The 24,552-nt window shown below is 46.9% G+C and carries 17 protein-coding genes; 10 read left to right on the plus strand and 7 right to left on the minus strand.

Annotated elements, in window-relative coordinates:
- A partial coding sequence (locus ACJ751_RS22320; protein ID WP_407747745.1) for an Fmu (Sun) domain-containing protein occupies positions 1-993 on the plus strand: 993 nt, incomplete at its 5' end.
- 4 nt (positions 994-997) lie between these two features.
- On the opposite strand, the gene ACJ751_RS22325 is transcribed toward ACJ751_RS22320, so the two are convergent.
- From ACJ751_RS22325 to mnmA, 3 genes are all read right to left on the minus strand, one after another.
- Positions 998-2,986 (minus strand): S8 family peptidase, encoded by a 1,989-nt coding sequence (locus ACJ751_RS22325; protein ID WP_407747746.1) that lies wholly within the window; start codon positions 2,984-2,986, stop codon positions 998-1,000.
- Between the two features lie 37 nt (positions 2,987-3,023).
- The gene (locus ACJ751_RS22330) at positions 3,024-3,794 is read right to left on the minus strand and encodes a hypothetical protein (RefSeq protein ID WP_407747747.1); all 771 of its coding nucleotides are present in this window, start codon (positions 3,792-3,794) and stop codon (positions 3,024-3,026) included.
- Between the two features lie 131 nt (positions 3,795-3,925).
- A complete protein-coding gene (gene mnmA / locus ACJ751_RS22335; protein WP_407747748.1) occupies positions 3,926-5,029 on the minus strand; it encodes a tRNA 2-thiouridine(34) synthase MnmA in 1,104 nt (367 codons plus the stop codon).
- 362 nt (positions 5,030-5,391) lie between these two features.
- Here mnmA and ACJ751_RS22340 point away from each other — a divergent pair, with 362 nt between their 5' ends.
- Together ACJ751_RS22340 and ACJ751_RS22345 are read left to right on the plus strand one after the other, a co-directional pair.
- Positions 5,392-7,983, plus strand: a complete 2,592-nt coding sequence (locus ACJ751_RS22340) for a M14 family zinc carboxypeptidase (RefSeq protein WP_407747749.1) — start codon at positions 5,392-5,394, stop codon at positions 7,981-7,983.
- 139 nt (positions 7,984-8,122) lie between these two features.
- Positions 8,123-8,563 carry a single-stranded DNA-binding protein gene (locus ACJ751_RS22345; protein WP_407747750.1) on the plus strand — a complete coding sequence of 147 codons (441 nt, stop codon included), beginning with the start codon at positions 8,123-8,125 and terminating at the stop codon, positions 8,561-8,563.
- Between the two features lie 260 nt (positions 8,564-8,823).
- On the opposite strand, the gene ACJ751_RS22350 is transcribed toward ACJ751_RS22345, so the two are convergent.
- A complete protein-coding gene (locus ACJ751_RS22350; protein WP_407747751.1) occupies positions 8,824-10,140 on the minus strand; it encodes a hypothetical protein in 1,317 nt (438 codons plus the stop codon).
- A 319-nt stretch (positions 10,141-10,459) separates the two neighbouring features.
- On the opposite strand from ACJ751_RS22350, the gene ACJ751_RS22355 reads away from it, so the two are divergent.
- The 3 genes from ACJ751_RS22355 to ACJ751_RS22365 all read left to right on the plus strand — a co-directional run bounded on the left by ACJ751_RS22355 (position 10,460) and on the right by ACJ751_RS22365 (position 14,524).
- The gene (locus ACJ751_RS22355) at positions 10,460-11,863 is read left to right on the plus strand and encodes a Gfo/Idh/MocA family protein (protein ID WP_407747752.1); all 1,404 of its coding nucleotides are present in this window, start codon (positions 10,460-10,462) and stop codon (positions 11,861-11,863) included.
- A 148-nt stretch (positions 11,864-12,011) separates the two neighbouring features.
- A complete protein-coding gene (locus ACJ751_RS22360) occupies positions 12,012-13,091 on the plus strand; it encodes an Ldh family oxidoreductase (RefSeq protein ID WP_407747753.1) in 1,080 nt (359 codons plus the stop codon).
- A 107-nt stretch (positions 13,092-13,198) separates the two neighbouring features.
- A complete protein-coding gene (locus tag ACJ751_RS22365; RefSeq protein WP_407747754.1) occupies positions 13,199-14,524 on the plus strand; it encodes an aspartate kinase in 1,326 nt (441 codons plus the stop codon).
- A 188-nt stretch (positions 14,525-14,712) separates the two neighbouring features.
- On the opposite strand, the gene ACJ751_RS22370 is transcribed toward ACJ751_RS22365, so the two are convergent.
- Positions 14,713-15,630 carry an alpha/beta hydrolase gene (locus ACJ751_RS22370; RefSeq protein WP_407747755.1) on the minus strand — a complete coding sequence of 306 codons (918 nt, stop codon included), beginning with the start codon at positions 15,628-15,630 and terminating at the stop codon, positions 14,713-14,715.
- A gap of 327 nt (positions 15,631-15,957) precedes the next feature.
- On the opposite strand from ACJ751_RS22370, the gene ACJ751_RS22375 reads away from it, so the two are divergent.
- Entirely contained in the window at positions 15,958-16,233 is a 276-nt protein-coding gene (locus tag ACJ751_RS22375) for a hypothetical protein (protein WP_407747756.1), read from the plus strand.
- 17 nt (positions 16,234-16,250) lie between these two features.
- A complete protein-coding gene (locus ACJ751_RS22380; RefSeq protein WP_407747757.1) occupies positions 16,251-16,676 on the plus strand; it encodes a hypothetical protein in 426 nt (141 codons plus the stop codon).
- 159 nt (positions 16,677-16,835) lie between these two features.
- On the opposite strand, the gene queA is transcribed toward ACJ751_RS22380, so the two are convergent.
- Positions 16,836-17,885: a tRNA preQ1(34) S-adenosylmethionine ribosyltransferase-isomerase QueA gene (queA, locus tag ACJ751_RS22385; RefSeq protein WP_014221206.1), complete on the minus strand. Its 1,050-nt coding sequence runs from the start codon at positions 17,883-17,885 to the stop codon at positions 16,836-16,838.
- A gap of 373 nt (positions 17,886-18,258) precedes the next feature.
- On the opposite strand from queA, the gene ACJ751_RS22390 reads away from it, so the two are divergent.
- Positions 18,259-22,164, plus strand: a complete 3,906-nt coding sequence (locus ACJ751_RS22390) for a TraB/GumN family protein (RefSeq protein ID WP_407747758.1) — start codon at positions 18,259-18,261, stop codon at positions 22,162-22,164.
- 65 nt (positions 22,165-22,229) lie between these two features.
- Positions 22,230-22,772 carry a DUF1415 domain-containing protein gene (locus ACJ751_RS22395; protein ID WP_407747759.1) on the plus strand — a complete coding sequence of 181 codons (543 nt, stop codon included), beginning with the start codon at positions 22,230-22,232 and terminating at the stop codon, positions 22,770-22,772.
- On the opposite strand, the gene ACJ751_RS22400 is transcribed toward ACJ751_RS22395, so the two are convergent.
- Positions 22,773-24,500, minus strand: a complete 1,728-nt coding sequence (locus ACJ751_RS22400) for an ABC transporter ATP-binding protein (protein ID WP_407747760.1) — start codon at positions 24,498-24,500, stop codon at positions 22,773-22,775.
- Positions 24,501-24,552: the final 52 nt, after the last annotated feature.

A 24,552-nucleotide genomic window follows, 5' to 3' on the forward strand; every position in this document is an offset into this window, starting at 1 on the left:
CTGTTCCTTTCCAGCCAGGAACCCAATGAACTGCTGCAGCACCTGCGGCCCGACTGGAATGAGAAAACGCAGCTCCCTTTAGCAGAAAAAGCACAACTGGTAGCCATAGCGTTAAACGAACTGTTTCCCTGGAGAGCAGCATTAAGCGAAGCAATAGCGTATGAACCGTTCTGCGCATCCTTTCTCACCCAACCCGATCTGTTCCTGCGGTTGCGCCCGGGCAAAGAAGCAGTGGTAAAAAACAAGCTGCAACAAGCGGGCATTGCTTTCCGGGAAATAGATGCCTCCTGCCTGGCGCTGCCCAACGCGTCCAAAATAGATACGGTGATCGAGACAGACCGCGAAGCGGTGATCCAGGATTATAGCTCACAACGGATTGGGGAGTTGATGGAATTTATAAGGGACGCTTCCGACTCTGCTATAGCTACTGCGGACAAGTCGACCACGCTCAGCGTACCCAGGGTTTGGGATGCCTGCGCGGCCAGCGGCGGAAAATCCATTCTGGCCAATGATCTCTTTCCCCGCATTGATCTTACGGTGTCTGATGTTCGCAAATCTATTCTCATCAACCTGGAGAAAAGGTTTGCAACAGCGGGGATAAAACACTATCATTCATTTATTGCGGATTTATCCACTTCACCCCTCCTTCGCCAAGGCTTCGGCGGGCAAGCATTCGATATTATCATCACCGACGTTCCCTGTAGTGGTTCCGGCACCTGGAGCCGCACCCCGGAACAATTGTATTATTTCGATCCCCAACAAATTGAGCGCTACAGCGCCCTTCAAAAAAAGATCGTTCAACAGGCTATTCCCCATTTAAAACCGGGTGGCTTTTTACTGTATTGTACCTGTTCTGTATTTAAAAAAGAAAATGAGGAAGTAGTGCAGTATATCCAGGAACAACATTCCCTGCAATTACTAAAAAAGGAATTACTGACCGGCTATACCCAAAAGGCCGATACTTTGTTTGGCGCTGTATTTCAAAAAAAGTAAGTGGTTATTTCTTCAACACCTTGCGTGCATATATTCTTTTACTGTTATTGTACAAGGTCACTTCATAAATACCGGTGTTCCACCCAATAGTTGATACCGAAGTGCTGTAATAGCCGGCCGCCTTATCAGTTTTTTGGGCATACATAACGCGCCCCATCATATCCGTTATTTTTATTCCCATGTTTGCAATGGCTTCCGGTGTATTCACTACCACCAACAACTGTTGATCGAACGGATTGGGCTGTGCCGTCAGCGTGTTATCAGGAAAACAAACTGAAGTGATGTTTTGCATCAGACTGGCGATCTCAAAAGTGGTATCGGCCGACCGGTTGGTTTGCAGAATCCGGTATTGAACCGAACCTGTGCCTGCCGTCCTGATGGTATCGTTATACGTATAGCTGTTTGTGGTAAATGCAACAGATGAAGAATTGAGCTGACTGAGATTGATAAACCCTGTTTCACCCGGTAATTTTCTTTGCAGGGTATACACCGTGCTGGTATCGTCCTTGCTTTTCCAGTTTAGTGTAACAACACAATTATTAAAATCGCTGCTGGTTGTAACATATTGTTTAGTGAGCAGCACAATGGCTTTTTTAAAATCGGGAATGCCATAACCAAACCTGAAATCGGGGTTAGTGTATTTACTGGCGCTTTGTTGCACCACATCGATGATCTGCATATTCGAATACTCAGGAAATGCCTGCCATAAGCAGGCAACCAGTCCTGCCATATTAGGGCAGGCATAGGAAGTACCGCTGCCAAAAGTAGGGTTACCGGTATTCAGGTTCGCTAACACCGCATTGTCGCCTACCGCTACTACATTGGGTTTTAATAAACCCGCACCATTAGGCCCCCAGCTGCTGCTGGTGGCAATATTTCCATTTACATTTATTGAACCAATGGTGAGCACGCTGTCTGCATCTGCGGGACAGGCAACATATTTTGCGTCGGTTGTTGTGCCCCCACTGTTACCGGCGGCTACCACCACCAGGATGCCCTTTTTGGCAGCCAGATCAGCTGCGATGGTGATCATAGCCGTATTACCATTGCGTTGTGCATAGCTGTGATTGAAGGCAGGGTCATCAAAATCGGCATAGCCCAGTGAAGTGGAGATCATATCAACCCCGGCGCTATCCGCAAATTCGGCCGCCGCGGCCCAGTTCTGTTCTTCTACCGGGTATTCGCTGCCTGAGTCTTCGGTCCTTAACAACCAGTAACTGGCATATGGCGCAGTACCTACCAGCATGCCCGGCCGGTTTGATGCCAGGCAGGAAAACACGTAAGCGCCATGAAAGTAATCTTCATTTACGCTGGTCTCATTATTTACATAATCCCAGGTACCCAATATGCGGCCCTGCAAACGTACACTGTCAAACACCGGGTTGGTGAGGTAATTCTTAAACCCGGCATCTATAACCGCAATGGTCATTCCCCGGCCTGAAAAACCCAGGCTATGCAGGTAGTCGCCATTGTGAATATGGATCTGGTTGTACATGCTCCCATAGTCAAAAACGGTGGCAGTTCCGGTTTGTCCATCCTCTTGTTTAAGAGAAACCGGCGCCTGGTCTGTTCTTTCGGCCAGGGTGCTGGAAGCGCTATTGTTACCGGTACTAATTCTGGGAGCTATACGACCCGTTGTTTTTACAAAAGGCAATGCATTGATGGCGGCAAGCGCATTGGCGATCTGAGTGTTGTCTGTGATCTTTATCAGCACCTGGTTCAACCATTTGGAATTGTTTACTACCGCAACAAACGGCACATTGCGAATGCTTTCGATGTACGCAGGATTTACCGGCAGATCCGTTGAGTCTATGGCGCTGCGTTGTTTGGTACGGCGGGCAATTGCTTTGGCCGACAAATAAGCCGATGGGTTCGAGATGGAATAAGGGGATCCTTTTTTATCAGTGAGCTGAACTATATAACGGGTAAATTGAGCTTGTGCCAAGCCGGTAGTTGCAACCAGTAGAATTACAAGTGTAACTATTCGTTTCATGGAAGGTAACTGTTAATGGTACCACCATTTAAGGTTATTAATTATGGTCAAGGATGCTCATGGTTATGCCAAAACCCTGGCGGTAAGCCGATTGGGTGGTGGTGAGCGGTTGATATTCCCACACGGCTACTTCTTTATACACCAGCCCAATGCCTTTGGCATATTTTTCAACCCACAGGTTTTTAGTGGCCAGCGCATTTCCCTGAATAGGCAGGTTTGAGGAATCAGCTATTTGGGTAACAGAAATAGTGCTGTCATAATCCTTGCCATTCAGGTTTAAAGTAGCGCCTACATCGTGATAGGTGTAATCCCAGGTCTGGATATCCTGATCATTACCGAATGAGTAATTATCCGAATAAGGTTTGTCGGGCAAAAAGCCATTGCCATGCCAGCTAAAGCCATCAACAATCGGTCTTACGAGTTTTATATACCGGAAGTTGGCTTCCTTCATCTCGATATTTTGGTCAGAAGGGGTTACTATGTAGGTGAGGATGGGGGTCCAGTCTTTTTCCAGGGTACTGTTCCAGTTGCGGATATATCGCACTATCCGCCAGCCAGGGCGGTTCAGGTTATCGGTGGCAGGCCCTTCCACCACTTCCTTGGCCTGGTAAGTGATAAAGGTATCCCGCTGGTCAAAATCTACAAACCGCAGTGAATCGTACCGGTAAAGGATGTATTTACCTGTTTGCAGGTTCAGATAATCTGTTACTGCATCAGACCTAAGACCATCTTTTTTACTGCAGCTGCTTAACCAGATACATCCAAACAGTATCGGGGCGGTGATAACAGAGATAAAACATTTCTTCATACAACGATTTGTAAAACAGCGACTTTGTTTCAGGACAACCGGGGGATAGTTTTTGTTGCTTTGATAAAAAAAACCTCCCGGTTCACCGGGAGGTTGGTAACGTTTATTAACATTTATTTATTGCCTGAAAATCAGGCTATTTGTCCGCGCTGTATCACGCCGCCGCCAATCACATCATCACCTTCATAAAATACCGCACTTTGGCCGGGGGCAATGCCTTTGGCGTAATGGGAGAACTGTACCTGGATCCCATTGGGATGGTTGTACAGGCTGGCCATAGCACCCTGATCTTTATAACGGATCTTGGTAAGAGCTTCCGTACCATCGGTTATACCGTCGTATTTTATCCAGTTTATTTTGCTTACCACCATGTTCTGGCGGTTCAGATCATCTTCATCGCCCAGCATTACCGTATTGGTTTCAGGAATGATGTTGGTTACATATACCGGCTTCCCAAAGGTGATATCCAGCCCTTTACGCTGCCCAATAGTATAAAAAGGATAGCCTTTATGTTTACCCAACACTTTGCCGGTTTTGTCAATAAAATTGCCGCCGGCTACCTGTTCTTCCAACCCATCAATTCTTCTTTTTAAAAAGCCACGATAATCATTATCCGGAACAAAGCAAATTTCATAGCTCTCGCTCTTTTTGGCCAGTTCAGGATAACCATAGTCATGCGCCATTTGGCGGATGGCAGTCTTATGGTAAGTACCTAATGGTAATAATGTACGGCTCAACAGGTCCTGTTGCAGGCCCCAGAGTACATAGCTCTGGTCCTTGGTTTCGTCTACCCCCTTGCTGAGGTAAAAACGGCCATTGTTATGCTGATGCACATTGGCATAATGACCGGTGGCAATAAAATCACAGCCCAGGGCATCGGCCCGTTTTAACAGGGCGCGCCATTTAATATGCGTATTGCACATTACGCACGGGTTGGGTGTGCGGCCGGCCAGGTATTCATCCACAAAATTCTCGATCACAAAATCGCCAAACTCATCGCGAATGTCCAGGATATAATGGGGGAACCCATGCTGCACGGCAGCCATCCGGGCGTCGTTGAATGAATCGATATTACAACAGCCGGTTTCCTTTTTACCACCGCCACTGGTGGCATAGTCCCATGTTTTCATGGTTATACCCACCACTTCATATCCCTGATCGTTGAGCATCAGGGCCGTAACGGTACTATCGATACCGCCGCTCATCGCCACCAAAACTTTTCCTTTCCGGCTCATACTGAAAAAAATAAGATTGCAAATATACAATTTATGCCCCAAAGGGGGTAAATACGCCTTTACAAGGCTGCAGGGTGAATAACACAAATCCCTTTAAATTGTTGAAAGACCTGGGGCTGAAGGCTGAAAGCTGAACGTAAAACGCCGTTGCGGTAATCCAGAGCCTGTTGGGCCTTTGCGTTAAGCATTCGGCGTTAATCCCGTCCGAATGGCTTCAGCCGGGCGGCATTTGGCAGTTTTCCCCGTCACATTGTACAGCATGTTGTAACGAATACCCATAGGTGAAAATTACCGCTCGCTTTCAGGCCCGTTGAGTTAAGATTTGTGCTAACTTCCCATTGCAACTTTAACAACCAGACATTATGAGAAAACCCGATCTGTACAATCGCGTATGGGCGATCGTATGCTGTTTATTACTCATCTCTCATTTCTCCCCGGCCCAGGACCTTAGTTACTATTTACCTGATAGTGTTACCTATGATCCCGCCATTCCAAAACCCAAAGACATTATTTATCATGAACCGGGTGAATGGCATGTTACCCACGACCGGCTGGTAAATTATATGCAGGCCATTGCCAAAGCGGCCCCCGACCGCGTTAAGCTGGAACTAATGGGCTTTACTTATGAAAGCCGCCCACAGGTACTGCTCATTATTACCTCGCCGCAAAACCACCAGCGGCTCGAAGAAATTCGCCAGCAACATCTTCAGTTAAGCGATCCTGCCAGATCGGCATCACTCGATATAGAACAGATGCCCATTGTGCTATACATTGGTCATTCCATTCATGGCAATGAATCCAGCGGGGCCAATGCCGCCCTTGTAAGCGCTTATTACCTGGCAGCCGCCCGGGGAAAACAAATTGATGAATTACTGCAGCATGTGGTGATCCTTTTTGATCCTTCCTTTAATCCCGATGGCTTACAACGCTTTTCCACCTGGGTGAACCAGCATAAAAGCAAGAACCTGGTAACCGACCCGGATAGCCGCGAATTCAATGAAGTATGGCCCGGAGGACGGTTCAACCATTACTGGTTCGATCTCAACCGCGACTGGCTGCCCCTGGTGCATGTTGAAAGCCGCAACCGCCTGCAATGGTTCTATAAATGGCGGCCTAATATTTTAACCGATCACCACGAACAGAGCAGCAATGCGACGTTCTTTTTTCAACCCGGCGTTCCATCGCGGGTGAACCCGTTAACGCCCGAAAGCAACCAGGCGCTTACCGGCAAACTCGCGAAGTACCATGCGTCATTTCTCGATCGCATTGGTTCGTTCTATTTCACCAAAGAGAATTATGATGATTTCTATTATGGTAAGGGTTCTACCTTTCCCGATATCAATGGCGCTATTGGTATTTTGTTTGAACAGGCTTCCAGCCGCGGGCATGCGCAAAAAACCGAGAATGGCATTCTGCGTTTTCCGTTCACCATCAAAAACCAGTTCACCACTACCCTGTCGACCCTGGAGGGCGCCCAGGCATTGCGAAAAGAATTTCTAAACTACCAGCGTGATTTTTATAAGAATGTGCAAACAGAAGCAGCCACGGCGCCGGTAAGAGGTTATGTATTTGGCAGCCCGCGCGACAAAAGCAAAACGACCCTGTTTATTGACATGCTTCGCCGCCAGCAGATAGACGTATATGAATTGAACAACTCCCTGCAGGCTGATGGCTTTTCATTTGAGAAAGGAAGCGCCTTTGTGGTACCTGCCAACCAAAATCAATACAAAGTGATCAGGGCCATTTTTGATAAAACGCTTTCTTATAAAGACAGTTTGTTTTACGACATTACCGCCTGGACCCTGCCCCTTGCTTATGGTTTACCTTATGCTGAGTTGAACGCTGCCCGTTTTTCCAATTCGCTCCTCGGTAACAAGGTCGATAAAGCCATTGCACCAACAGGCATGGTGGCCGGTGGCAAAACTAATTATGCCTACCTGTTTGAATGGGATGAATATTATGCACCCCGCGCGTTGTACGCGTTGCAGGAAGCCGGCATTATTACCCGCGCATCGGCAGGTGTATTTGAAATACCCGTTTACAACGGTACCCATAAATTTAACTACGGCACCATCTGCATTCCGGTAAAAGCACAAACCATGGATGCCGATAAATTATACGACCTGATAAAAACAACGGTTGAACAAAATGGCATTTCCGCCTATGCGCTGCAAACAGGCAATGCCATCAATGGCAGCGATCTGGGCAGCTGGAAAATGCGACCGGTTGCGGAACCTTCCATTGCCATGTTAACCGGCGCAGGAGTAAATGCCCCCGATGCAGGCGAGATCTGGTATCTGCTCGATCAGCAATTCAACATTCCCAGTACTCATTTGGAAGTACCCACATTCAACCGTTGCGATCTGAATAAATACAATACGCTCATTATGGTGGGCGGCACTTACAATAATCTCGACAAAGAAAAACTGCGCAGCTGGATCCAGGCCGGCGGCACCTTCATTGTTACGGAAGAAGCGGTACAATGGGCTGCACAAAACGGGTTCACCAATGTGACTTTCAAAAAGCCCAAAGAAGATACCGCCAAACAAATTGCCTATGGCGAACGCGAGTACCGAACCGGTGCACAAAAAATGAATGGCGCTATCTTCAGGGCGGCCATCGATCTCTCGCATCCGCTGGCTTACGGCTATAACTATCCGTTTGTTGATCTGTTCAAAGCCAATGCTGTTTACCCGGAGCGAAATAAAAATCCCTATTCCAACCCATTGGTGTATGGCGACAAACCCCTGCAAAGTGGCTTTGTGACAAAAGAAAATTATGACGCCATAAAAAACTCCGCGGCCGTGTTGGTGAATACGCTGGGCAATGGCCGCGTGATCTCCATTGCCGACAACCCCAACTTCAGGGCCTTTTGGCTGGGCGGCACCAAACTATTTATGAATGCCATTTTCTTTGGGCGCATAATTGAACCGGGTTCAGGCCGTAACGAGTAGCTTGTACTTAATACGCAACACTTTAGGTGGCTGATTGACAACTTTTCCCCACCCCAAAAAGAGATAATTGCCACTATGGAGGGAAGCCGTAAATTGCCAGACAAAACAATATTTAAGTACGACGCTAAATTTATTAAGTATGATTAAGTTACAAGTAATCGGCAACCTGGGCAAAGATTGTGTTACCAACAACGTGAATGGTAAAACAGTAATGAACTTTACTGTAGCACACACTGAAAGATTCCGTGATGCCCAGGGTAACCAGAAAGACAAGACCATTTGGGTGGATTGTGCTTACTGGAGTGACCGTACGGGTATTGCGCCTTACCTGCGCAAAGGCACCCAGGTGTATGTGGAAGGAAACCCTGAAGTAAGAACATTTACAAAACAAGATGGAACATATGGCGCTTCGCTTACATTGCGGGTGCTCACGATACAATTATTAGGCGGTCGCCCTGAAGGCACTGGTGGTGGTTTAGGCGGTAGCGATAACTCCTATGCTGCACCTGCTGCTCCCAAAGCGCAAGCTAACTCTGGCGGCGGTGGATATAATGAGCCGGTGGATGATCTGCCGTTCTAGTAGTCGCTTTGATAATATTGAGAAGCCCTTTGCTCTGCAGAGGGCTTTTTTCGTATGTTGATTCCAAAGGTAGTAGGCAGTGGAAAATCGGCAAAGGGCAAAGGGAATCAACGCGGCAAAGTAAGCTCTGAACTGAGAACTATTTTTTATAACATAATCCCTGTATCAACCATATCAACCTCCTACTTTATCACTCCTAACCATCTTCTTCCTCGTCAACTTGTTAACTGGTCAACTGGTTAACTGGTCAACTCGTCTATTTACCTATCTACAGCTACTCGCTTAACTTCATATTCTTTAACCAACTTTTCAACTTCCGTTCTACTCACCGCTTTTTTCTGATCATCAATATCAATCACATACAAATATCCCTTACTACCTGCAGTGGAAGTAAAAGCGCTCACCAGGTTAAACTGATCGCTTACCAGCAATCGTCCGTTTGAAACATTCCACAACTCTTTAGCGCACAAACAACCCATGGTAGGCGTTAACGGGTACCAGGGTTTATTCCTGAAATATTCCGGATCAATGGTAGTGCCGTGTGCAATTATAGAATTACGACCGAGTTTACCTGCAAAAAATGATTCTGTTAGTCCAGGGTAGGTACGCATAGTGGGTGGCAACAATTGCAGATAGGCCCACAACATATCACTAGAAGGAGTCCATACCGTGCTGTCACCCGCATGAAAAAAGGTTGTCCATTTACGCTCATACGGCATTACCAGTTGCAGGTTGGGCGTTGGGCCAATCAGTTTATTATAGGTAACTGCGGTGCCCTGAATGCTGTATATCCCCTGCGGCGTATTGCCATCGGGCAGAAAGTAAGGAAGACCGGATGCAGAACGGGCCAGCTGTTCAAAGATCAGTAACCGTCCTTCCGGCGTTCGCATAAAACTGCCATCTGCATTTTGAATAATGGCCAGTCCGGCGTAATCGCGGCTATGGCGTTGTAAGGAGTAGATGACCTTTTTTTTCACCGTCTGCTGATACCTGAATAATTCAATAAGATCGTTAGTTGTTGGCGGTTTGTAGTGCGTATAATTATTCAGGTATTTATCCAGTTCATTCAGTATGGTAATATTGGCGTAATTGGGAAATTGCTCTTTGATCCTTTTTTTAATGGTGGCCGCATTCACCGAAGCAGAATCGTACCGCAAACTATAAGCAGCCGCAATAGCAAACAAAAGAGGATTGGTTTCTTTGGCCAGCAACAGTTGAATGCTTTGAATATATTGTTCGGGATACACGCCATACACGGTTTCGAGCATGGCGCGCCTGGTATCGTATTGTAAGGAATCGTATTGAACAAACAATTGGGTAATGCCTTGTTGGGTAGTGTCATTATCGAGCATGAACTGAACAATGGCGCGGCAGGCGGCTTCATACCGGTATTCAGTATTGCTGTCGAGGGGTGAAAGAAAAGCTTTGCCTACAACATTCTCGTGCAGGTCTTTTACCAGTAGTTGCCGTTTATTATATAGTACAAAATCGCTATAAATGTCTTCCCGGCGCGGCTGCGCTTCAGCTACATATTGTAAAAAAATCAGTAAACAAAGAAGTACGGCCCTACCAATCATAATTGTAAATATACTTTACCCGCTGAAAAAAAATCTTTAATAATCTGTAACTTCAGCAGCCTGTGAGCGATTCAAATCGCTTACTGACGGGTACTCAGCAAGAAGCGTGCAGTTATTAATTTATTTTGTTTAAGCAGAGATTTTTTGTTTGTGGTTTGGTTTTTGCACCAGGCAGCAGGCCCACACAATATCCTGCTGAATTTCTATATACCCAGCCTCCTGTGCCTTAACCCCTTATGTATTGTATCCTGGCTCTTGTGTCTTTCGACCTTGTGCCTTGAGTCTTATGTCTTGTACCTTTTCATTCAACCTTTACTCTATGTCAAAAGATTACGCGGCAACCCGCCGAAAATTTTTAAAGCAGTTAACCGCCACCAGCGCTATGCTGGCCGCCGGTCCGTTTGCCTCCGTTGCCAACCCCGAACAACTGGAAGAACGCATTATCCGTTATCAACGCCCCATCAGCCCCAATGACACCATTCGTATAGGCATTATTGGTACGGGTATTATGGGGCACAATGATCTGGAAACCGCCCTGAAAGTACCGGGTGTGGAACTGGCCGGCGCCTGCGACCTGTATAAGGGCAGGCTGGATAGAATGCAGGAGTTGCATGGCAGCAGCCTGTACGTTACCCAGGACTATCGCGAATTGCTCAATAAAAAAGATATTGATGCCGTGATCATTGCAACCAGCGATCACTGGCATGCACGCATTGCTACCGATGCGCTTCGCAAACAAAAACACGTGTATTGTGAAAAACCCATGGTGCATAAATTATGGGAGGGCCTGCCATTGATCGGCGCACATCGATTGAGCAAAAAAGTAATGCAGGTAGGCAGTCAGCGCGTAAGCAGCATAGCATATATAAAGGCAAAAGAATTATACAAGGCCGGTGAGATCGGCGCTCTTAATTGTGTGGAAGCCACGTATGACCGGCAAAGCGCCATCGGCGCCTGGGAATACACCATTCCTACCGATGCATCGCCCCAAACGGTTGACTGGCGCCGTTACTTAGCCGGGATGCCGCAAATCCCCTTCGACCCCAAAAAGTTTTTCTGGTGGCGCAATTACAAAGCATTCGGCACCGGTATGGCAGGCGATCTGTTTGTGCATTTGATCTCGGGCATACATATGATCACCGACTCGTATGGCCCTACCCGCATTGTATCGAGCGGACAACTCTCCTATTGGAAAGATGGCCGCGATGTGCCGGATGTGATGACCGCTATTATGGATTATCCGGCAACAAAGACCAATCCGGCATTCCAGGTAATGCTGCGGGTGAATTTTATCAGTGGCGGCGGCAACAAAAGCAATATCAGGCTGTATGGGACAGAAGGAGTGATTGAGCTGGATGGCAATGGGTTCACCATTACTCACAGCATGCTGCCCAAAGCGCCGGGTATTGGCGGATACGACTCACTGAACACCTTCACCACGGCCATGCAGGAAGAATTGAAAAAACAATACAACGACCGCTGGCCGGCCGACGATCAAAAACGGCCGGAAAAAGCGCCGGTAAAATATAAAGTGCACGATGGCTACAGCGACCACCTCGATCATTTCACCAATTTCTTCGATGCCATCCGCAATGGCACCCAGGCCAATGAAGGGCCCGAATTCGCCTTTAGGGCCGCTGCTCCCTGCCTGGCCGCCAATGACAGCTATTTTCAAAAAAGGATCATTAACTGGGACCCGGTAAATATGCGGTTAAAGGCGTGAATGGTCAATGGTCAATCGTAAATAATGCAATCATAAAAGCCTGTAATACCTTTGATAATACAGGCTTTTATAATTAGTAAGACTTTTCAAACTTAGCGAGGCCATTGACCATTCACCATTCACCAAAGAACTTTTGTTTCTTTGCACCATGGCAGAAATAATATACTCGTACCAACAGTTATTCGATTTTACCGAAAAGATATTTCAACATATAGGCTGCCCTTCGGAACAGGCTGCCCTGGCCACAGAAGTGCTGTTAAATGCCGACCTGCGGGGAATTGACTCGCACGGGGTGGCCCGCCTCAGCGGATATGTTCGTTTGTGGGAAGCCAAACGGGTAAATGCCAAACCCAATATCCGCATCATTCATGAAACTCCATCCACCGCAGTAGTTGATGGCGATAGTGGTCTGGGCCTGGTAGTGGCTCCCTTTGCCATGCAGGTAGCCATTGAAAAAGCAAAGAAAGTAGGCACGGGCTGGGTAAGTGTGCAGAACAGCAATCACTTTGGCATTGCCGGTTACCATGCCATGATGGCCCTTGAATATGAGATGATCGGGATGGCTATGACCAATGCCAGTCCGCTGGTAGCCCCCACGTTCTCCACCGAACGCCTGCTGGGCACCAATCCTATTTGCGTAAGCATACCGGCTGGGGAAGAACCCGCTTTTGTGGCCGACCTGGCCACTACAACGGCCGCCAATGGCAAGCTGGAGATCCTGCAACGTAAAAATATGGAAGCCCCCCTGGGCTGGATCCAGGATAAAGAAGGCCACTCTTCCACCAACGCCCACGAATTAAAAACCGGCGGGGCCTTGCTACCGCTGGGCGGCGATCGCGAACATGGCAGTCATAAAGGCTATGCGCTGGGCGCCATTGTAGATATTTTTTCCGCTGTATTAAGCGGCGCCAATTATGGCCCCTGGGTGCCTCCCTTCCCGGCGTATGTGCCCATGCCAACTGACATGCCCGGTAAAGGCATCGGTCATTTCTTTGGCGCCATGCGGGTGGATGCCTTCCGCCCTGCCGCCGATTTCAAGCAACATATGGACAACTGGATCCGTCGCTTTCGCAGTGCCAAAACTGTTGAGGGTGAGGAGAAAGTGATCATCCCCGGCGATCCTGAACGAGAAATGGAAGCCATCAGAATGAAAGAAGGTATTCCTATACTGGATGTTGTCGCGAATGATTTAGCGGCTGTGGGTGAAAAATTTGGAGTGAAGTTGTAAGCGGCAACCATCCCGCAGCGTCCTGTAGAAGCCGCAAAACCGCGCAAATACAGGCTCCAAACAAATTTCTGTACCTTATCTTTGCAGCCCTAAATAATATATCTCAGATGAAAATCATGAAGTTTGGCGGTACCTCTGTAGGCAAACCCGAGCGGATGCACCAGGTAGCGCAACTGATCACCAAAGACGTCAGCGAGCCAAGAATTGTAGTGTTGAGCGCATTAAGCGGCACCACCAATTCCTTAGTAGCCATTGGCGAAGCGATGGCCTCCGGAAACCGCGAGCAGGCCAAGCAATTGATCGATACATTGGAAGCACACTACCAGTCGTTTATAAAGGAACTGGTGAAGACGGACAAGCTGTACGCCAAGGCAAAGAGCATTGTAGCTGAGCACTTCGAATTTCTGAACATCATTCTGAAGATATCTTTCAGTGAAGCCCTGAGCAAGGACATCCTGGCTCAAGGTGAATTACTGTCAACCAAATTATTCAGCGTATACCTCGAGGAAAAAGGTATCGACCACATGTTGTTGCCGGCATTGGAGTTCATGACCATCGATGCACAGGATGAACCGCAGCTGAGCACCATCAAGGTAAAACTGAACCGCATTCTGCAACAGAACAGCGATAAAAAATTATTTATCACCCAGGGATATATCTGCCGCAATTCTCGTGGCGAGGTTGATAACCTGAAACGCGGTGGCAGCGACTACACGGCTTCACTGATAGCCGCTGCAGCGAATGCTTCTGTTTGTGAGATCTGGACCGACATCGACGGGATGCACAACAACGATCCCCGTATCGTTAAAAAAACAGTACCGGTTGAACAACTGAGCTTTGAAGAAGCAGCCGAGCTGGCTTACTTCGGCGCCAAGATCTTACACCCTACCTGTATCTGGCCTGCCCAACAACAGAAGGTGCCGGTAAAACTGCTGAACACGATGGCGCCTGAAGCGCTGGGTACAACCATTACCCAGGAAGCTGGTTCCGTAGGGGTGAAAGCCGTTGCCGCAAAAGATGGCATCATCACTATCAACATCAAGAGTAGCCGTATGCTGCTGGCTTATGGCTTCCTGAGAAAGATATTTGAAGTGTTTGAAAAATACCGCACTTCTATCGATATGATAACTACTTCTGAAGTAGCTGTATCGGTAACTATCGACAATGGTGGTAATTTAACTTCTATCGTAAAAGAGCTGGAGCCATTTGGCACCATCAGCGTGGAGAACGACCACACCATCATTTCTGTAGTAGGTAATGAAATTGCACAAACCAAGGATATCCTGAGCAAACTGTTCGAGGCCTTAACCCCCATTCCCGTGCGGATGGTAAGCTATGGCGGCAGCAAGCACAACGTATCTATGCTGGTTCCTTCTTCTTACAAAACACAAACCCTGCAGTTGTTGAACAAAGGGTTGTTTGGGTTGGAGTAAGTCCAACGTGAATCGTCAATCGTGAATGGTGAATAGCTCGTGAATTTCGCGCAGTCACTACTAAATAATAAAGCCTGTATTATGCAAGATAATACAGGCTTTTACATTATTGAGACCACAATAACTTACGAACTTACTAACTTGTCAACTCGTTAACTAATCAACTTTTCAACTGGTCAACCTGCAACCTACTTCAACCATCCACCTTTCGTCATCCACTCCTGCACCAGGTCCATCCACTTCACCTCACTGGTTTTATTGATTAACCCAAACCCATGACCGCCTTTTTCGTACAGGTAAAAATCAAACGGCACTTTGTTCTTTTGCAGGGCGGTAGCAAACAACAACATATTCTGCACTTTTACCGTGCTGTCGTCCTCGGCATGCACCAGGTAGGTAGGCGGTGTTTTTTTAGTTACCTGCAATTCGTTGGAGTATTCTTTCTTCTTTTCAGGCGAAGGGTCTTTACCGATTAAATTGTCCCGCGATCCCATATGGCAAATGCTGTCGGCAAAACTGATAACGGGATACACCAGTATCATAAAATCAGGACGCAGGTTGGCTTTCTTACCGGCATCAATGTACGCGTGATTAAAATGCGTACCGGTGGTAGAAGCCAGGTGTCCGCCTGCAGAAAATCCAATAATGCCAACACGGTTCTTATCTATCCCCCACTCTTTCGCCCGCTCACGCACCAGTTGAATAGCCCGTTGCGCATCCTGTACGGGCCCTATTTCCTTATTCACCATAGTTTCATCGCTGGGTAACCGGTATTTCAACACAAAGGCAGTTACACCCATATCGTTAAATCGTTTGGCCACCTCGCTTCCTTCATGCACCGCAGCCACCGCCCGGTAACCACCGCCGGGTATTACAATTACGGCGGCGCCATTGGCTTTTTCTTTCGGGGGCAGGTATACGGTGAGGGTGGGCCGGCTGATCTTGCTGATCATGATCCTGCCCGAGGTGCCCGTATCCGCCTTTTCTTCATCGGGTACCGGTTTTGAATTGGGGACCGAATCGGGGTACAGCGGCATAACGGTTTGGGCGCAAGTGATCAAGGCAAAGCAAATTAAGGTTACAGAAAGCGAGAGTAGTTTTTTCATACATGGCTACTTATAATCAAATTTACTTTTTTGATTCTAGAATTGCCAGCCATTCTTTCCCCGGCTTGTAAATTCCCTTCCAGCACGCAGAATTGGCTGAATATTAAGTTAAATGGCCATTCGGGCTATTCGCTTTGGGCTGCAATACAACCAACTTTGTTAGTGAATCAAAAGCCTGTCAAATATGAAAAAAATTTACCTTACTTTCCTTCCTTTCCTATTATTACTCTCAGCCTGTAAAAAAGACAAACTCCCTCCTCCCATTGAAAACCTGTTAACCAGCAGAAACTGGGAATTATACGACTACCAAAGCCCTACTACATCAATTTGTCAGGATACTTTGAAGGCACGCTTTCCTTCAGAAGGGGTGGCCGCGTCGAGTACATCGATACAAGCGGACAAGTATATACAGGTACATGGGAACACTATTATCATGATGACACAGAGAAACACAGTCTTTCCATTAAGGTAACAAACCCCACTACACAGGATGGGAAATCCGAATATTACGATCATATCGAGTTTCTCGATGACCGTCATTTCAAAGCCTATGTATATTCCAGCTTCTATGAAAACATATTTCTATACCAGGAGAAACGCTAACATCAAAACCTTGAAATATGAAAAAGCTCTACTTTACATTCATCCCCATTATACTTTTCTTCCTCGCCGGCTGCAGCAAGGACTTTTTGAAAAGATACGAAAAGCGCCTTCCCGGTGGTACCTGGGAGTTATATGATGTAAACAATTTCGGCATTGGCAGCAGTTATTCCCCTGCCTTTACAAGCGGCCGTTTTGCATTTGATTCAAATGGAGACGTCACTTATACCAGTAACAATGGCGACGTGTACTTTGGCAGCTGGGACATCAGACGTGACTACCAGGGCGATGAAAAACAGCAAAGCCTTTTTATTACTGTTGTAGATGCTCAAACACAGCATGTGATCTCGGAGTATTTTGACGACATGCAGTTCACCGGCACCGATCGTTTCAAGGCTTTTATCTATAATGGTAGCCGTACGTATACCTTTAAATTTAAACGTTGAAAGAGAGCAGGCAGACGGCAGAAAGAAATACAGCCACTGTATCCATAACTTATAAAAAAAGCCGGCAACCTTTACCAGGTTGCCGGCTTGTACTATTTATATTGATTACTCAAAGTTCGCGAGTCCATCTCTGCCTTCTGCCGTCTGCCTTCTGCCGGCTTAGATAACCAACATCGCATCTCCATAGCTGAAGAAACGGTATTTATCCTTGATGGCTTTTCTGTACGCTTCCATAGCCAGGTCGTAACCGGCAAAAGCGCATACCATTATCAGCAAGCTGGTTTTAGGCAGGTGCAGGTTGGTTACCAGTGAATCGGCAATGTTGAACTGGTAGGGCGGGTGAATGAAAATGTTTGTCCAGCCCTCAGACGGTTTCAACAGCTTTTCAGCAGTGTAAGAGCTTTCAATAGCCCGCATGGTGGTAGTACCTACCGAACAAATGCGGTGTTTGCCCTCGATAGCCTTATTCACTACTTTACAGGAAAGGTCATCGATCTTGTAGTACTCGGCATCCATCTTGTGTTTGCTGAGGTCTTCCACTTCTATGGGGCGGAAGGTGCCTAAACCGGTATGCAGGGTTACCTCGGCAAAGCGAATACCCTTAATTTCCAGTCTTTTTATAAGCTCAATGCTGAAGTGTAAACCGGCAGTAGGCGCTGCCACAGCTCCTTCATGCTTTGCATATACGGTTTGATAGCGCTCTTTATCCTCAGCCTCAGGTTTGCGTTTGATGTATTTGGGCAACGGAGTTTCGCCCAGGAATTCCAGCATATTGCGGAACTCTTCATCGGTACCATCCCACAAAAAGCGGATGGTTCTTCCACGTGAGGTGGTATTATCAATTACTTCAGCGATCAGCTCATCGTTCTCGCCAAAATATAATTTATTACCAACGCGAATTTTACGGGCAGGGTCCACAATTACATCCCACAACCGGTTTGGTTTATTTAATTCACGCAACAGGAACACCTCAATTTTTGCCCCCGTTTTCTCTTTTCTTCCATACATCCGGGCTGGGAACACCTTGGTATTATTCACTACGAACACGTCCTTGTCATCAAAATAATCCATGATGTCGCGGAAGTGTTTATTCTCAATCTGGCCAGTGCTGCGATGCACAACCATTAAACGGGCATCTTCACGCTTCTTTGTAGGGTGTTGGGCAATAAGGTTAAGTGGTAAATCGAACCGGAACTGTGAAAGTTTCATGTGTTATTTTGACTGTTATAATAAAGCCACATGATAACGAACATGGAGGGAGTAAGAACAGGGTACATCGGGGGCTAATTCCGACAAACGAGGTCTTACGGCACCAGGTTTGACATCATGTAAGGCTCAAATTCGAGCCGGCAAAGGTAATTAAAAAAGAACCCGAACCCAAATTTAAAAATCGGTCATATGACAGGCCCCGTCTAATTTAACAACTTCCATTGGTGTATTCTCTGCTAACATTTGGCATATTATTACGAAATTTAGGGAGAAGAAGTACCACAACTATTACCTCAATTGTTCGCGCCTTTAAAATACCAGTAACGCCCGGCATTTTCAAAACAGTCACCGGTCATTTAATTATTGAACGAGTATGAGAAAACCTATCTCTTTGCTGCCCGTCCTGTTGTTGGCTATTTTTTTGCCATCCATGGCGCAACAGCCTGCCCATAATCCCAAAATTGCGCCCCTGCCACCTCATCTAACGCCGGTTGTTCCCAAACCAGGCCCCAAAAAATATCCCAGCCTGTTGTGGGAGATCAGTGGTAATGGTCTTAAAAAGCCATCGTATCTGTTTGGCACCATGCATGTAAGCGATAAACTGGCCTTTCACCTGGGGGATTCGTTCTACACCGCCATCAAAAGCGCCGATGTAGTGGCGCTGGAAACCAATCCCGAAAGCTGGCAGGACGATTACAGCCAATCCGTTTTTTTCCGTGGCAGTAATCGCCGCGGAGGCGCCAGTCTGGCAAACCTGTACGCCGCCAACCGCTGGGAATGGCCAACAGACCATATGCGCATAACCACCTTTGCCATAGACCGGTACGAAGAATCCATAAAAGCCGCTCTGGCCGTAGAGCCCTCCATGATAAACGGTATGCTGTATCGAACGGATGGCCAAAGGTCCGAGGATTTTGAGGAAGACACCTTCCTCGACATGTACATTTTTCAAACCGGTAAAAAACTGGGCAAACGGGTAAGCGGCGTAGAAAACTTTCAGGAAAGCGAAAAGCTGGTGATGGAAGCTTACAAAGCCATGCTGCGCGATCAGAACAAAAAAAGAAGAAGTTATGACTATGAAGGCATGATGACCAATCCTAAAAAAGTTGAAGACGCCTACCGCAAGGGCGATCTTGACCTCCTCGACTCGCTGGAAAGCCTCACCGTTTTCTCCGATGCCTTCCAGGAAAAATTCTTATACAAACGCAACGAAATACAAGCCAACTCCATTGATTCCATCATCCAAAAAATGTCGTTGTTTGTAGGCGTGGGCGCCGCCCATTTACCAGGCAAACGCGGCGTAATTGAATTATTGCGACAAAAAGGCTATACCATGCGTCCCGTTCGCATGGACGATCGCAACAGCCTGCAAAAAGAAACCGTCGACAGGATCAGGATCAACTCCCCCTTCACCACCCAAACGTGCGACGATGGGTTTTACACCGTTTCCATCCCCGGCAAAAAGTTCTATCGCTTTACCGACTGGAACGGACTGGATGTTGTTCAGTATGCCGACATGGTGAACGGCGCCTATTATATGGTTACCCGCATAAAAACCAACAGCCTTTCGTGGGAGCATGGTAGTGACATGGTGCTTAAAAAAGTGGACAGCCTTCTCTATGAAAACATTCCCGGCAAGATCATAAAGAAAACGCCCCTTACTAAAAACGGCTACAAGGGGCTCGATGTCATCAATCGCACCCGCCGGGGCGACAATCAGCATTATCAGATCTTCGTTACTCCCTTTGAGGTCGTTCTGTTTAAAATGAGCGGCAATGGCGAATATGTGGTCAGCGGCAATGAAGCCCAGGAATTCTTTGGTTCTATACACCTGAAGGAATACACCTCCACCGGCTGGCAAACCTGGCAACCATCCACCGGCGGTTTCAGTGTACAAATGCCCCACACGCCCGCCCTGTTAAAAGACAATAGCTTTGGTACAGACAGGCTGGAATACGCGGCTTATGATGCAGCAAGCGGCAACAGTTACCTCATTATGAAAGCCAACCTGCACAATTATTCATTTATTGAAGAAGACAGTTTTGATTTGAACCTGATGGATGAAAGCTATGGCTATTCTGATTTTATCGACAAACAACTCAGCCATCATTTTACAACTGTAAACGGCTATCCCGCCCTGGAAAGTAAATTCAAACACAAAGACGGCAGCTTCAGCAGCGTAAAATATGTGATCCAGGGGCCCGTATATTATGCCGTTATTGCCAGTTACAAAACCGACAACCCCAATACCCAGCATTTCCTGCAATCATTTTCCATTACCCCCTATATTTACCCGGCCCCCACTCCTCGTACCGATACCACGCTGTATGTAACCGTTACATCGCCGATCTATTCAAGCTCCGATAAAAAAGAGGAATCGGCCGGCATGCAGGAATTGTTGCAATTATCGAATGGTGGTACTGAAGATGATCCGGACGATTACAACCTCCCCACCTTTGGCATCCGCCTCATAGGCAATGATACCATTGGGGAAAAAATACTGGTCATGCATTTCAAAGTGCCGCCTTACGCTTATAAAAAAGACAGCGCTAAACTTTGGAAGAACGCAGCGGTTAGCACCTGGTTCAACGACAGTACGTTCATTATAAAACAAAACAAACAATACCGGCTGCCCAATGGCATGCAATGCCGCGATATTCAGCTAACCGACACCAACAGCAGCCGGCTGATCATTGCAAAACTGTTTTACAACAATGGGCATTTCTTCAGCATCTCCACATTAACCGATACGCTGACCAAACAAAGCGCGTTGCTGGCCAGTTTCTTCAGCAGTTTTAAACCCATAGATACCCTCAAGGGCGAATCGTTGTTTACCAGGAAAACCGACCGGTTTATGAAAGACCTGTTCAGCAGGGATTCACTGGCGGTTAAACGAGCGCGTAAATCAATATACCAGATAGGGTTCGATTCACTGGATGTACCATTGCTTAAAAAAGCCATTGATTTGTTGAACTGGAAAATGAAAGACTACCTGGTGCTGAAAAGATATTTCATTGAAAGCCTGGGCCGGCTCAAAGATTCCAGCATTACCACCTACCTGCAAAAATTATATTGGAAAGTAAAAGATACGGCAGACTGGCAATCGGCCATCCTGAACGCCTTGCTGAACCAGCGCACCAAAGCATCGTTCCTGGCATTTAAAGACCTGGTATTGCAGGAACCACCGATCATGGACGATGATTACTCCTATGCACGCCCGTCGCGGGTGAGTTCGGTGACTGTTGATATTACCGCCGTGCCAGGAACCGGCAGTAAGAGCGACTATGGTCGTTGGGCGCCCCTGTTCGACACCTTATCGCTTACAAAAGAGCTGTTCCCCGACCTGCTGCAGTTAATGAATATTGATGACTACGAGGATGAGGTAATGAACTTACTGGAAACGATGGTCGACAGCGGTTATTTAAAAGCGGCAGATTATGAAACCAGTTTTCCAAAACTCTATCTCGAAGCCAAACAATTATTAAAAAAACAACTGGCTAAAGAGAACAAGGCTAAAATGGAAATGGCCATCCGTAAAGAATCCCCCGCTGTATCGCCTTATGCCAATGATGACGACGGAGATGAAGCTATTTCCGATGCCGGCAATACAGAGTTAGACCGGTACGCCATCCTGCTTTTGCCGTTTTATAATAAGAACCCGGGCGTGAAAACTTTTTTTGACCAATTGCAAACCACGCAGGACAGGCGGTTGCGCTATAATACATTCATCCTGTTATTGCGGAACAAATACAAGATGCCGGATTCACTGTTCACCCAATATGCAAAAGCAGACCTGTATCGCAGCGAATTGTATACCGACCTGGAAAGCATTAAATTGCTTGACAAATTTCCCAAACAGTACAAAACCCAACTGGAAATTGCCCGAAGCCTGATCGCAAAACCGCTCGACAATTACAACAAACTCGATACGCTGATCTACCTCGATAAACTGCCCGTGGCCTATGAAAATAAAAAGGGCTATGTGTATTTCTTTAAATACAAACGCATGCGCGATGATATCACCTGGAACGTGGCTACAGTAGGCATGCAACCTGAAAAACCGGATGCCATCGATGTAGAGAACGACGACTTTACCTCCGTGGAAGAAGACCGCAAACTCGACAACGATAAACCCATAAAAGAGCAGTTGCAGAAAATATTGAAGGAAATGTTATACGCCCGCCGCGGCAGCGCATCGGTATTCTATGATGCACGGTCGTATAGTTTGTATAGAAATTATTTATCGGAAATGGTGAAGAGCCAGCGGTATCGAGATTAGTAGACGAGTTGATAAGTTGACGAGTTAACCAGTTAACTTGCCAACTTATCAACTACCTTTACCCCATGGTAAATGATCAGCAAATCATTGAGCAAACAAAGAAATGGATCCAATCAGTGGTAATAGGCCTGAACTTCTGTCCGTTTGCGAACCGGGAGTTTAAAAACAATACCGTCCATTACCAGGTGGAGCATGGGGTAACCCGCACCGATGCCCGCAATGCTTTGCTGAAAGAATGCAAACGCCTGGATGCGAACAAAGACATCGCCACCACCCTGCTGATCTTTCCTGAGTATTTTACAGAATTTGATAGCTACCTGGAATTTGTTTCATTTGCCGAAAAACTGTTACAGCAAAAAGGTTACGAAGGCGTTTACCAGCTGGCCACCTTTCATCCGCAATACCAGTTTGAAGGCAGCGCACCCGATGATGCCGCCAATTACACCAACCGGTCAATATACCCCATGCTGCATTTGTTACGCGAAGACCAGGTGCACAAAGCCATCCGGTTTTATGGCAATGCCGATGAAATACCGGAGCGTAATATTCAATTTGCAAGAGAAAAAGGAGAAGTATATATGAAAATGCTAAGGGATAGCTGTATGTAATTATGCTTGAATACCTTTAGGAATGGAAGCTATTAACTGCCTGGTATATTCTTTTTGAGGATGAAAATAAACCTGCTCTGCTTCCCCAATTTCTTCAATTTTACCTTTATTCATTACCATAATACGATCGCTTATATAGCGAACTACCGACAGATCGTGGGAGATAAAAACAATAGTAAAACCCATTTCAGCTTTTAAGTCATTCAACAGGTTTAACACCTGCGCCTGTACACTAACATCCAGTGCAGAAACCGATTCATCACAAACAATAAAATCAGGATTCAATGCCAGCGCCCGGGCAATTACGATGCGTTGCCGTTGACCACCGGAAAACTCATGCGGATACCGGTGAAAATGTTCTGCTTTCAGATTTACTTTTTCAAGCAGCTCCACCACTCTGTCTTTCCTTTGCGCAGGGGTGGTAATGATATTGTGTACTTTCAATGGTTCTGCAATGGCCGACCCGATAGTTAACCGCGGATTCAGCGAAGAATAGGGGTCCTGGAAAATGATCTGGATGTTTTTCCGCATTTCCTTCATGGTTTGAGCATCCACCTTTGCCAGATCAGTACCATCATAACGAACCGAACCGGAAGTGGGTTGGATCAATCCCAGCAAGGTTCTGCCAAGGGTTGTTTTACCACAACCCGACTCACCTACCAGTCCGAGCGTTTCGCCCTTGTATATCTCAAACCGGATGTTGTCGATGGCCTTTACATAATCAACCGGTTTACCAAACAGGTTTGTTTTGGAAGGGAACCATACATTCAGTCGCGATACCTGTATAAAGGGTTGCTTTACGGTGGTATCAGGTTCTTTTATTTCAACTGGCGGTTCAGCAACCTGCGTATAACGGCTTACATCAAACGGCCGGTTATTTTCCAGGAAATCACTTACAACCGGCAACCGTTCCCCTTTGGGGTGTAATACCGGCCGGCAGGCCAGCAAGCCTTTTGTATAGGGATGTTGCGGATTGCTGAATATACTGGCCACCGGTCCGCTTTCTACAATTTCACCGCGGTACATCACCACTGCCCGGTCAGCTACTTCAGCCACCACACCCAGGTCGTGCGTAATGAAAATAACGCCCATCTGCTGGGTCTGCTGCAATTCTTTTATCAGTTGAAGAATGGTCTTTTGCACTGTAACATCCAGGGCCGTGGTGGGTTCATCACAGATCAGCAACGAAGGTTCACAACTCATGGCCATGGCGATCATCACGCGTTGTTTTTGTCCGCCGCTTAATTGATGCGGGTAACGACGGAACAATTGTTCGGGATTGGGCAGCTTTACCCGGTTGAACAGGTCGATCGTTTTTTGGTGAGCTTCTTTTTTACCGATCTTCAAATGTAACCGCAATGCTTCCTGTACCTGGTGACCACAGGTAAATACCGGGTTCAGGGAAGTCATGGGTTCCTGGAAGATCATCGCGATCTGGTTGCCGCGAATGGAACGCATCTGATCCGGCGTTTGCGATAACAGGTTTACCGGTGCTTCTTCACCCGCAGAAAACAGAATTTCGCCATTGGTATACCTGGCCGGTGGCTTGGGTAACAGCTGTAAGATCGATAATGAAGTAACCGATTTACCGGAACCCGATTCGCCCACAATAGCCACAATTTCACCGCGGTTCACCGTAATGGAGATATCCTTTACGGCGGTGGTGGTGCCGATCTCGGTAACAAAATCAACCTGCAGATTATTTATTTGTAGTAGCGGCGCCGACATTTTGTGGTATGGGTATAAACAAATATCGGGAAAACCTTACAAATTCGCTTTT

The organism is Niastella sp., from assembly GCF_045805085.1.
In the GTDB taxonomy this organism is placed as follows: Bacteria; Bacteroidota; Bacteroidia; order Chitinophagales; family Chitinophagaceae; genus Niastella.